At 66.3% G+C, this 10,544-nt stretch carries 11 protein-coding genes, 1 tRNA gene and 2 pseudogenes; 10 read left to right on the forward strand and 4 right to left on the reverse strand.

The window, feature by feature from the left end; all coding sequences use genetic code 11:
- Positions 1–309 precede the first annotated feature (309 nt).
- Both QMZ92_RS35015 and QMZ92_RS35020 read right to left on the reverse strand, forming a co-directional pair.
- Positions 310–1,179 carry a hypothetical protein gene (locus QMZ92_RS35015; RefSeq protein WP_283301862.1) on the reverse strand — a complete coding sequence of 290 codons (870 nt, stop codon included), beginning with the start codon at positions 1,177–1,179 and terminating at the stop codon, positions 310–312.
- A 102-nt stretch (positions 1,180–1,281) separates the two neighbouring features.
- A pseudogene (locus tag QMZ92_RS35020) lies at positions 1,282–1,744 on the reverse strand (transposase); the annotation flags it as partial.
- A gap of 561 nt (positions 1,745–2,305) precedes the next feature.
- On the opposite strand from QMZ92_RS35020, the gene QMZ92_RS35025 reads away from it, so the two are divergent.
- The 3 genes and pseudogenes from QMZ92_RS35025 to QMZ92_RS35040 all read left to right on the forward strand — a co-directional run bounded on the left by QMZ92_RS35025 (position 2,306) and on the right by QMZ92_RS35040 (position 4,723).
- On the forward strand, positions 2,306–3,025 hold the full coding sequence (locus QMZ92_RS35025) for a TauD/TfdA family dioxygenase (protein WP_283301864.1): 720 nt from the start codon (positions 2,306–2,308) through the stop codon (positions 3,023–3,025).
- A gap of 453 nt (positions 3,026–3,478) precedes the next feature.
- Positions 3,479–3,607, forward strand: a pseudogene (locus QMZ92_RS35035) (IS6 family transposase); the annotation flags it as partial.
- A 1,029-nt stretch (positions 3,608–4,636) separates the two neighbouring features.
- Positions 4,637–4,723: transfer RNA gene (locus tag QMZ92_RS35040), tRNA-Ser, on the forward strand.
- Positions 4,724–4,874: 151 nt separating this feature from the next.
- Here QMZ92_RS35040 and QMZ92_RS35045 read toward each other — a convergent pair.
- Positions 4,875–5,213 (reverse strand): hypothetical protein, encoded by a 339-nt coding sequence (locus QMZ92_RS35045; RefSeq protein ID WP_283301866.1) that lies wholly within the window; start codon positions 5,211–5,213, stop codon positions 4,875–4,877.
- Positions 5,214–5,264: 51 nt separating this feature from the next.
- Positions 5,265–6,020, reverse strand: coding sequence for a GntR family transcriptional regulator (locus QMZ92_RS35050; RefSeq protein ID WP_283301868.1), 756 nt, complete (start codon positions 6,018–6,020; stop codon positions 5,265–5,267).
- A gap of 78 nt (positions 6,021–6,098) precedes the next feature.
- On the opposite strand from QMZ92_RS35050, the gene QMZ92_RS35055 reads away from it, so the two are divergent.
- The 7 genes from QMZ92_RS35055 (at position 6,099) to QMZ92_RS35085 (ending at position 10,082) form a co-directional block, all read left to right on the forward strand.
- Positions 6,099–6,377, forward strand: a complete 279-nt coding sequence (locus tag QMZ92_RS35055; RefSeq protein WP_283301870.1) for a hypothetical protein — start codon at positions 6,099–6,101, stop codon at positions 6,375–6,377.
- Between the two features lie 314 nt (positions 6,378–6,691).
- A complete protein-coding gene (locus QMZ92_RS35060) occupies positions 6,692–6,883 on the forward strand; it encodes a hypothetical protein (protein WP_283301872.1) in 192 nt (63 codons plus the stop codon).
- Positions 6,880–7,104, forward strand: coding sequence for a hypothetical protein (locus QMZ92_RS35065; protein ID WP_283301874.1), 225 nt, complete (start codon positions 6,880–6,882; stop codon positions 7,102–7,104). Before QMZ92_RS35060 ends, QMZ92_RS35065 begins: the two co-directional genes overlap by 4 nt.
- Complete coding sequence (locus QMZ92_RS35070; protein ID WP_283301876.1) at positions 7,101–7,844, forward strand: GntR family transcriptional regulator; 744 nt, start codon at positions 7,101–7,103, stop codon at positions 7,842–7,844. Before QMZ92_RS35065 ends, QMZ92_RS35070 begins: the two co-directional genes overlap by 4 nt.
- The gene (locus QMZ92_RS35075; protein WP_283301878.1) at positions 7,841–8,143 is read left to right on the forward strand and encodes a hypothetical protein; all 303 of its coding nucleotides are present in this window, start codon (positions 7,841–7,843) and stop codon (positions 8,141–8,143) included. The genes QMZ92_RS35070 and QMZ92_RS35075 overlap by 4 nt, the downstream gene beginning before the upstream one ends.
- A 584-nt stretch (positions 8,144–8,727) precedes the next feature.
- Entirely contained in the window at positions 8,728–9,222 is a 495-nt protein-coding gene (locus QMZ92_RS35080) for a hypothetical protein (protein WP_283301880.1), read from the forward strand.
- 338 nt (positions 9,223–9,560) lie between these two features.
- On the forward strand, positions 9,561–10,082 hold the full coding sequence (locus tag QMZ92_RS35085) for a hypothetical protein (RefSeq protein WP_283301882.1): 522 nt from the start codon (positions 9,561–9,563) through the stop codon (positions 10,080–10,082).
- Positions 10,083–10,544: the final 462 nt, after the last annotated feature.

Genomic DNA, 10,544 nt, shown 5'->3' on the forward strand with positions numbered 1-10,544 from the left:
TCCGCGAGCAGACCTTTGGCGATTTCATCCCAGAACGCTGCTTCGATATGACGCTGAAATTTCGGATGCCCCGGAGACCTCAACTTTGGCCGTATCGCCCGATCGGCTCCCTGCTGACGACGAACCATCCCACACCTCGCTGATCATGAGGTGTTGCGACGACCGATTGAATCCGCCTAGGTCCTGTCTCACCCCGGTCCGGCTCTGTCGCGTTTCACGCACTCCGAACAGGTAGTCCTCGCCGTCGCAGAATTCGAACTGTCCGCGCCGGACCGACCCCGACACGATGTGCTACCGGCTCTACGAGGTTCATTCGGTGGTGCGGGCGTAGTAGGGGCGATGCTGTGAAGCGACCGGTGGTGATTGGTACGCCCACGCACTCACCGGTTTCGCGTCGCCGACGAGGGAACCGAGGTCAGCGCCGATCCCGCTCTCATGTTCGATGACCGACACCTGGTATCTGTCCTCGTCCTCTGGTGCCAAGGGGTACAAGAGGTAGGGCTGACACACGTTGAACGGGGCCGCGATCGTTCTGCCTCCGTTGTCGTTGCTCGGGCTGCGACCGTACATGGTGATCGGGGCCATACTCACGGGCATGGGCGTGACCTCTGTCAGGTCGATCTCGAAGGAGAACATCGTCTTGTCACTTGGGACGATTTTCTGCCCGTTCTCCAACCCGGCCCGTTTGCACGTGACCCTCCACGTTCCCGAGGGGGCGGCGTTGGGAGACGGCATAACCGTCTCGAACCAAGCCGGGCGTTTAGGCTCGCCGAACAATTCCTTCCCTGCCTTGATGGCGAGCGGGCTGTCGCAGACCACCTGGATCCGCCAACAGCCGTTCAGTTTGGTCTGATCCTGGCCTTCTGCGAACTGTCGATAGCAGAGATCCGGAAGGAATGTGGAAGAGGCCTTGGGGTGCGCGATGATGTTGAGCTCGATCTCCTGTGTCAGGCTACCCCCGCCCGCAAACTGCGCGAAGTACAGTTGGTAGTTCATGGAAATGCAGGCCTTGCTGTCGAACAAGGTCACGTCGAGGTCAGAGTTTTCCGACTCAAGTCGCCGACGCACCGGATCCGGGTCGACCAGGAAGTCAAGGCCGATATGGTGCAGAGCGCCGATCTGGAATGGCAGCCGGAAATCTGTGTGAACAGGGGGGAGGTGATTCCAGTGGGCGGTCACAAGGTGACTCCTCTTCCTCAGGATAGACTCGCGCGGAATAAAAGATGCCGTGAGCAGGGGGAAACGATTTCGACTGGCAGTGGAGCTGCTTCGGTGCGCACGACGCCCCCGGCGACTGACGACATTTGGCTTCAGTCCGAGGCCGTCGTGTGTGTCGGAGGCGGAGACCTCGACGACGAGGGGCAGTCCGTTCGCGTCCGAGGGCGTGCATCGTGGAACCTGCATGCCCCGGTCCACGGGGCTCGAGCCGGTGTGTTCGCCCCTCTGCTTGCACATACGTGGGCAGAGCCCAGAACGGTTCGGGGCGAATCCAGAAAGCCGTACCCGTCGATGATCGCTTCGAGCGGACGCCCCGGTCGCCTGCCCTGGACCGATCAGACGCGGTGGACTTCGAGAGGCCGAAACACGGCGGCAGCTTCCGCCAGGCGCAGCCGTTGAACGGCACGTGGACGATCGCAGCGAACACGGTCTCATGAGGTGTGTCCCGCGTCCCGCCACCCTGCGACCGCACCTTCGACTGTGGGGTCAGCGGCTCCGGGATCTCCCACAAGCCATCCGGAACAATTCAACTCCACGTACCCCGCCCATGACGAGATCAGCGACGCCCAACTGCATACGAAGCCATCCAAGGAACTGCCAGGTTCGCAGACACGCCTTGCCGCGGCCGGAACCAGACTGCTCCGCAATTTGATTATTGTCGCCTGTAGCCCGTGGCGCCACGACCGACACACCCCCAGAGAGCGGTTTTTGTCCCCATGGACGAGGCACGTGCACGGGCTCTCGGGGAACTCGGACGAGCCGGTCCAAGCGGTGGATGCGGGTCTCATCCGCTGGGTGGATGTACGACCGGCCGATCGGATGATGTGCATCTGGCCCGATTGATGGATGGATGCCTGCTCCGAACTTTCGACCGGTCGATGGAGAGGTTCGCCATTCCTGTGCTCTTATTGTGGAGCTCCTCACCCCATTTGGGCTATCTCGACACGGAGGGGCCATCATGTCTGTGATTTATTCAAGTGTCACGGGTATTCCGTATACTCATCTGTCGCATTTCACAGTGGAACCCGCTGCGCCGATTGAGGATGTGAGCTGGGCACTATGCGGTACCGGCGTAAGGCAACGCGTCGTGTCTGGCTATCAGCAACAGGGCTACGCCACCGTGCAGGTTCGCGGCTCTGCCTCTACCTCGAGCGATCTTTTCACTCTGGCGGAGGCTCTGAATCTCGGCGCACCGTTCACCCCGCCGGTCTACAAGAACAGCCCCCACACATCCAGCGGCGTCAGCAAAATATCCGCCCGCCCCGACAGCGACCATCCGTTCTCCGGCTCTCTCGGACAGAACCTGCATTGTGACGGTACTTTGCAGCACCTCGGGGAAGTCCCGACCACCATCTTGCTGTGTGCCGCCCCTGCGGCGGAGGGCGGCGTGACCTACCTGGTCGACCTTGTCGACGCCTACGCAGCCCTGCGCCGGACTGACTCGGAAGCCGCAGAACAGCTAGCCCACGACGATGCACTCAAGCGCACGTCCGGCAGCCGTTCTGTGACTGGGCCCGCCTTCGCCGAGCAACAGCCGGGGCACCTGATGACTCGGTACAGTAGGACCGTCACGGATTGTTATTGCGCTCTGCATGGCCACCAAGCCGCCCTCGAGCGTGCGCTCGCCTTCATGGACGCTGCCGCGCGACCGGGGAGTGCCTTCCGGACCGAGGTCACCCTCGGCTCGGGCCAAGCTTTGATCTTCGCAAACGACCGGGTCGGCCATGGTCGTACGGCCTATCGCGATGACCTCTCGCATCCTCGGCTGCTGCGACGCGGTTTGTTCACGGCACGGCCGTGCGCGTGAGAGGCCGCTGCCTCTCCGGGGCGCGCTCCGCGACCCGGAACAAGAGCCGAGGCGAGGTCGGGGAAGGCCGGGTGGTCGCGAAGGTGCCGTTCGTAGCGGTGGTCGAGTCTGCGGTGTCCGGTCCGCCAGGACATGGTGCGCTCGATGACCCGGCGACGCCGCCCCACCGTTCGCTGGACTCGGGCTCGGAGGCACCGACGACGGCGGCAGTCCGTTCGCGTCCGAGGACGTGGATCGTGGAACCGGGCATGCCCGGTCCGCAAGGCCCGCACCTGTACGTTCGCTCCTTTTGGACCCTCATTGTGCGGTGTCCACAACGACTCGGGAGGGCATTGTCAGGTTGAGTGGGAGCATCTGCGGTGTGATGATCGTCTGTCTGGTCGGATTGCTGGAGGGGCTGTTCGTGGAGACGAGACGGTGTCGAACCGGGGGTTCCGTTCCCCGCCGTAGGTCATCTCGCATTGCGTGTGGCCGTACCACCGATTCAACCTGAGCCTGCGTGACGTCGAGGAACTGATGCTCGAGTGCGGCATCGAGGTCAGCCACGAGACGGTCCACCAGTGGACGCGCCGGTTCGGCCCCGAATACGCGAACGCCGTCGGCGTCCGGGGCGTGGACTGCGCCCGCCGGCGCGGCGGCGAGCAGCTGGGCCAAGCGCTCCCACTCCGCGAGCTCCGCCTGGCCGCGGACGTCGTCGGCCAGGTTCTGGTGCCGGGAGCCCTGCCGCGCGAAGAACTGGGCCTCATCAAGGCGGCCCGCCACGGCGGGCCGCGCGCTGGCGGCCAGGGGCCGCCGCCGCTTCATGTCTTCGCCACCGCTCCCGGCGGTCTCCGCCGCTCAGCGCGCAAGGCCGCGCAGACGGACAGCTGGAGCGGGAAGCAACCCGACCGCTCCGAGCACTAGGACCAGGCCGACATCCGCCAAGCGATGCCACGCCGCCCAACCGCCCACCGGTTCAGAGCCACGAAGCTCACAGAGCCGCAGTCCGAGCCCAATTGCCATGGCGCGTCGGCAACGCCCAGGCCGGATTGAGATGAGGCCCGTGACGCATGGATGAAGCGTGGCTGAGGTCGGTAAGGGGTTGCTGGACACACGTGACGGGCGCCCGTTCGGTGCACCCCTCCGTCGTGGCTGACTTTCGGTGGCTTAGGTCAGAACTGGGTATCCGCCGGCCGAACCGAAACAGTGGTCCTCTCCAACTCGGCAACAGGCAGGCGGGGTTGCCACCGCACCCGCATTCGAGCACGCTGACCGCCCCGTACCATCGGCACCGGGGTCCTGACCAGGGACTCCAGGACCGGACCACCCGGATCGCTGTCCAGGCTGAGGAGTGGTCCGGTATCTCGTTGTTGGCGCCCGCCGCTCGAAGCTCGGGCGGCGAGCGGCGAGGAAGCCGCCGGGCGGCGTCGATGGGGGCAGCACCTGCAGCCAGGTGAGCCGGAAGTGCCGGGCCGTTTGCTGCTGCGTGTACGTCTCGTCCGAGAAGGGCACCTTCAGCCGCTCGGACAGCGCGGTGAACAGCGGCCGGTACAGCTTGTCGACCTGCTCCGTGATGCCGGGGCCGGAGGCCGGTAGGCTGTAGTCGCTCCGCCCCAGGTGGGACGGGGCAGAGGTGGGTTGCCCGAGCGGCCTAAGGGAACGGTCTTGAAAACCGTCGTGGCAGCGATGTCACCGTGGGTTCAAATCCCACACCCACCGCAGGTAGGCGGCCCCTGACCAGCATGTCTGGTCGGGGGCCGTTGCCGTTCGGGGTGCCTGCCGCACACCGCTGTTCCCCGTGGTTTCCTGCCCTATCGGGCACGGATGGGGCACGCGGAGGGCACGGCGAGCGACGCTTGGGTCATGCCCTTCAGTCGCCCCAGAACGACATGCAACTATCCGCAGTGGACACGCACTCGCTCAGGACTTCTGCGAGATCATCGAGCGCTGCCCGCTGCTGCTCGTCCGCGCACTGGGCTTTCAGGCCGGGTATTTCGGTGAGCGCGGCCGCGGCCTCCTGCTCGTTCATCACCGTGTTCCCGTAAAGGTCGACAGTGGTGAGCCGACCGGGGACGCCGAGATGGTGAAGCGACCCCAACGCGTCGGCCAGTGCCTCTCCGCGCCCGTAACACCCGCGCAGGAACGTGGCACGCGACTTCGCCCAACGGCGAGTCGGCCGAGTCGAGTGCAGCTCCACAGTGATCCCCACGGCCGCCATCATGCGCCTGGTGCACTGCGCATCGCGCGTGGGGGCGGCCGATCAGCGATTGATCGGGATCTCGTAGACGATCTCGCAGTGGGAGGCGGGCACGACGATGTCGGCCGTCTCGACCGGCCTGCCCTGGTCGCTGTAGTAGGTCCGCCGGATGTGGGTGACCAACGCGGCTTTCTGGATGCCGAGTAGCGACGCCTCCTCGGCGGTCGCCGTTCGCGGCTCGGGCTGCTCGACGGCGTGGCTGACGGTGACACCGATCGCGGCCATGCGGTTCACGACTCCGGCCCCGGCATGCGGGCCTCCCTCGGGGAGGACGACGAGAGAGCCCGCGGTGAGGTCGTACGGCTCCCAACTCGTCGACAGCTGAACCGGCTTGCCGTCCGCCAGGAACTCGTACGTTGTCCGGACGCACAACTCACCCTCGGCGATCCCGAGCCGCGTGGCGATCTCGGCAGGCGCCGGCACCTTGGCGTCCGTACGGCTCTCCCAATCGCCCTGTCGGCCAACGGCGTTCATGTCGGCCCGAAACGGCGATCCGCTGGGCTGCTCCCGCGCCGACGACCGCACGACCCGCACTCGCTGCCGCGGCTCGGCGACGTATGTACCTGAACCGGCCCGCCCCTCCAGCACGCCCTGAGAGATCAGCAACTCCTGAGCCCTGCGGACCACGTTCTCGCCCACGCCGTACTCCTGGCCGATCTGGGCGCGGGAGGGCAGTCGGTCGCCCGGCTCCCATACGTGCTCCGCGATGTGCTGCCGAAGCTCGTCGGCGATGCGGAGATAGGGCGGCTGCTCAGGCATATGGAAAATCTAGTCCACTAGCTCTAATTTAGTTAACTAGCTTCACTCAAAGTGATCGCCGGTGACGGAGGCTGCCCTGTGCCCGCTTCGGGAGTTAGCGCAGCGGCCATCGCCGCCCGGCTGTCCGCCCTCGGGCTTCCCACGCGAGTGGAGGAACACCCCCGGCACACGACGGTGGAGGCCGAGATCCCGGACACGCCCTCCGCCGAGTTGTGGCGGGAGGTCCTGGACGTGGTGGCTGAGGCCGACCGGTTCGGGCTTCTCGCCACCAGCTTGAACGGCCGCACCCTCTGGGCGGTCGTACGCAGAACGGTCCCCACGACGGGCGATGTCGGGGGACCGGGCCATCAGCGATAGGAGCTGACCAGCGTGCTCAACCGTATCCGCCGCGCCCTTGCCCTCACCAGAGCGCGGCCCCTCCCCAAGGGCAGGCACCGCCGCCCCTTACCGCCCTCTGTCGCCTCTCCTGGGGCTACGGACCCCTCAACCCTCGTGCTCGGCTGGGCCCCCGCGGTGGCAGACCACCAACAGCCGCTCAAGGGGGAGGACGTTGCCCTCGTCCGCCCCTACGTCCTGGCTTGGGAGGCACGGATGCGGGCGTCGCGGCGGCCTGCGGTCGTGGCTCCCCATCTCTCGGGCGACGCCTGGTCGACCTTCGTAGGGACCCACTGATGCCGACGCGCACCGTAGACGACCCTGCTTACGCCTACCGTTCCGCTGCCTGCTGCATCGGTACACACCTCGTCTGCGCGGAGTCCTCCCCGGCCATGGCCCCGGCCGACGTGCCGGTGATCTACGAGGCGTGCGGCTGCCCGTGCCACGCGGAGCGCGACCGTTCCGGCATCAAGGCGGTGGCCCAGTGAAGGAACGACTTCCTGGCGGCGCCTTGGTCGTCAACATCGAAGTCACCTCGACCACAGTGCAGCGCGGCGACATCATCCACCTCGGCGGCCGTGCCTGCCGGGTGCGGGACCTGTTCCAACTCCCCCGGGGTGCAAAGCAACTCGTCTTCGAGTCGGGCGAACTCCTGACCATCCACGCGTGCACCCGCCTCGCCGTCATGCGCACCCTGAGGGGACGGTGAGCGCAACAGTGCCGCCGCGCCACCACGACATCGCCGACGACCTCCGGCAACAGATCACGACCGATCGCATCCCACCCGGCGAACGCCTCCCGTCCGAAACCGTCTTGGCCGAGCGGTACGCGGTCAGCACGGTCACCCTGCGCCGCGCCCTCTCGGCACTCCAGGGCGAGGGCCTCGTAGAGAAGATCCACGGCAAGGGCAACTTCGTCCGCCGCCCCCACCGCAAGATCATGTACGTCGGTGGCTGGGGCACGCTCGACCCGTGGACCGCCGCCGAGCCGGCGTTGCGGGTCTCCGTCCGCAGCAGCACCGTCCCGGCTAACGGCGATCTGGCGACACTGCTGAAGGTGCCCTTGGGGAGCCCCCTGGCCGAGTTCTCATGCCTCAGCATCGAAGGGGAGACACTCCACGGCCTTGCCAAGATCTACATGCCGCGGGACGTGGCTCCGGCTGCCGTACTCGACGGCGACTCCGCCGACCGCCAGGCGTTCACCCGCTTCGCCCTCCTCGGCCCGCAGCCGGCCGTCACCCGGGAGACGGTGTGCACCCGCTCACCGACACCGGATGAATCCTCGGCCCTCCGAATCGGCACCGCCGCACCCGTCCTCACGGTCACCCGCGTCTCGACCGACTCCGCAGGCCGAGTCGTAGAAGCGGCGCTCCTGACATTCCCAGGGGACCGAGTCGACGCGGTCTTCACCACCCACCATGCGAACCACGAGAGGCAGACTTCAGCATGACGGTACCGAAGGAACTCCGGCTCCTCCCGTGGTCGGGCCCGGAAGGCAAGCCTTGCTACCTGAGCACCGACGACCAGGGCGGCTACATGTCCCGCCTGCCTGACAACGTCGAGTCCATCCAGATCGGCTCGGCGGCCCAGCTGTTGAACCTCGCCTCTGAGCTGCTCGACGACAAGAAGGCGGGCCTGGACGACATGCGGCGGCTGACGCGCGAACTGGTCTGGTCCCTGCGGGACGTCCTCCGCATTGCAACCAGCCGCGGTGACCTCCTGGGGGTGAGCGAACCGCACGACGCCTGATGAGCGCTGCGGCGAGTACTACTCGCCCCTGAACCCGCTCGGAGGGGGAGGAGATCCCGATTGCTGCCCTGGATCTCCTCCCCGTCCGAGCTATGCCAGCCTGCCCATGCTCTGCCTGAACCTCAGCCGACGAAAGTCAGCCACGACGGCGGGTGCGCCGACCGGCCACGCGCGTGTGCGCCTCGCTGCACCCCCACCGGCCGCCACCACGCTGCCAGCGCTGTCGACCAGAGCAAGCCACGACAGGCCAGCACGTACCGATAGCGCATGAGCCATCAGCTTGGGAAGCTGCGATCATTCGCGATTCTTTCGGGTGCTGACCTGCGCGAACGGTCACGGTGAGGCCTCACGGGGGTCGGCCGCTTTCACCGTGATTCCCCGCTGTTCCCCGCTCGATCTGGTGCGCTTGTGGTGCGGCTGAAGGTCATACCCCCTCGCCAAGCTCCGTCCGGCGCGGCCTCATCCTCTTGCCCTGGATCACCGACCCGACCCATGTCACAGAATGGCCACCTCTCCTACACACCCTGCACACGTGGCGCTGACGGGCACTACGGTCGCTCCACCAGAGCATCCTGGGGGACGAGATGACCAACCCGTACGCCACTCCCATACCGCCGTCACCACGCCCGCCGGACACCCGGCCGCTCCACAAGCGCGTGCTCGTGTGGGTCGGCGGCACGGCCCTGTTGATCACGGGCGCACTCATCGGCTCCGCCGGGGACGACGGGCAACAGCCCGTCGAGACCAAGGTCAAGCCCGCGACGACCATCACCGCGACCGTCACCGCCACGCCCGAGCCCGGCCCGACCGTCACTGAAACCGTCAAGGCAAAGGCGAAGCCCGGCCCTACGGTCACCGTCACCAAGACCGCCACGGCAAGAGCCGCCGACAGCGGCAGCGGGAGTAGCAGCGGCCGGGACAGCACCGGCACGTGCTCGATCGTCTCCAACGCGGGAAACTGCTACTCCGCGGGACAGTTCTGCCGGAACAGCGACCACGGCGCCAGCACCACGACCGCGGGCGGCACGAAGATCAAGTGCACGTACAGCTCGAACGCATGGCGGTGGACGTACATCTGACCGGACGAGGCCGACCAGCGATTAGACCGCACTCGGCGTGCTGCTGCCTGCCGCACTCTCATTCCGGCGCCGCCAACACGCTTTCCAACTGTGGTGGCGGGGTGATGAGGTGTGTGCGAGGGCGTTCATCTGGGTTCATGGGCGGCCGGATGCTCACTCACCATCGGCTTCCGTTCCGCCCTGAACGGCCGTGAGCCGTGCTGAATGAGACGGAAACTGAGACGGGCCCGCGCATGGCGCGAGTACCCGTGCTCTGGCCTGCCGCGCCCTACAGCCGTGCGAGCCTGGCACCAGGGGCACTCTGTGCAAGATGCTCGACGGCACAGACACTGTGCGTCATGGACAACAGTGCTTTGTGGGTGGCCCTACTTACCGCTGCTACAGCGGTGGTCGCCAGTTGGGTGACGAGCAGGGGCAACGCACAAGCCGCCCGCGTCCAGGCCCAAGCAGCCGCCGAGGCCGCGCACACCGCTCGGGAGCGCGAGACACGCCGAGCCACACAGCTGGACTTCATCGAGCAGGCAAATGAGATGGGGATCCTGTACCTCAGGATCCCCAAGTACTTGAAGGTGGAGGATCAGGAGGCACGATTGGCATCCCTCACAGAGCTCCGTGACCAGCTCCGGGACTCTTACAGGCCCTTCCTGCGTTCCCTGGCCGTTGTTTCCCTGGAATGCCGCCCTGGACCCATAGCGGCGGCGAATGGAGTGCACGCGGCCTCCTGCGACGCCTACGGCCGCCTGATCGCTGTCGAGGAAGACATACGCCAGGCTGACGGTTTCCGTCGTGCCGTCGACGCCTACCAAGCCTCGGTCGCATCGTTCATCGAGGCAGCTCGGAGCGCCGAGCGTGAGACTTAGAGACCCACATCGGAGGACATCGAGCACCGAGCTCTCAGCTTGGGAGTCTGAGCACTGCAGGGCGGCATCGCTCCAATGACCTGCCTGAACGAACGCACTGCGACAGTGGAGGTCGGGAGATTGCGACCGCTATTGGCACGGATCGGGCACGGCCACCGGAAAGCAACGGCACCCTGGAAGATGGTCTGCGTGGATATCGAAGCGGAGCTGCAGAGACTGGTCGGAACGCTGGCCGACGGCGACAGCGTCTAGCCTGCCTGTTTCACTTGCCGCGGTGTCCGGATCTTGATCCGAAACGCGAAAGTGCCCTCTGAGCTGGGAAGATGAGGCTTGTCGAAGGTCTCTGTCATCCCAGCAGGAAGGCACTTTCTGCGTGCACACTACCGCCTCGCGCCCCAAGCTCGTCGTCTCGGCCGACGGCCACGGTGTGGTCAGCCATGCCGGGTCCCGTCTGCTGGCCGA

It is taken from the genome of Streptomyces sp. HNM0645 (assembly GCF_030056615.1).
GTDB lineage: Bacteria > Actinomycetota > Actinomycetes > Streptomycetales > Streptomycetaceae > Streptomyces > Streptomyces marianii.

What these genes read in the sequence shown, in the direction of transcription:
- QMZ92_RS35050 (WP_283301868.1), bottom strand. Translation starts at nt 6,020, where the DNA reads ATGCCTGAGCAGCCGCCCTATCTCCGCATCGCCGACGAGCTTCGGCAG.
- QMZ92_RS35060 (WP_283301872.1), top strand. Translation starts at nt 6,692, where the DNA reads ATGCCGACGCGCACCGTAGACGACCCTGCTTACGCCTACCGTTCCGCT.
- QMZ92_RS35075 (WP_283301878.1), top strand. Translation starts at nt 7,841, where the DNA reads ATGACGGTACCGAAGGAACTCCGGCTCCTCCCGTGGTCGGGCCCGGAA.
- QMZ92_RS35080 (WP_283301880.1), top strand. Translation starts at nt 8,728, where the DNA reads ATGACCAACCCGTACGCCACTCCCATACCGCCGTCACCACGCCCGCCG.
- QMZ92_RS35085 (WP_283301882.1), top strand. Translation starts at nt 9,561, where the DNA reads ATGGACAACAGTGCTTTGTGGGTGGCCCTACTTACCGCTGCTACAGCG.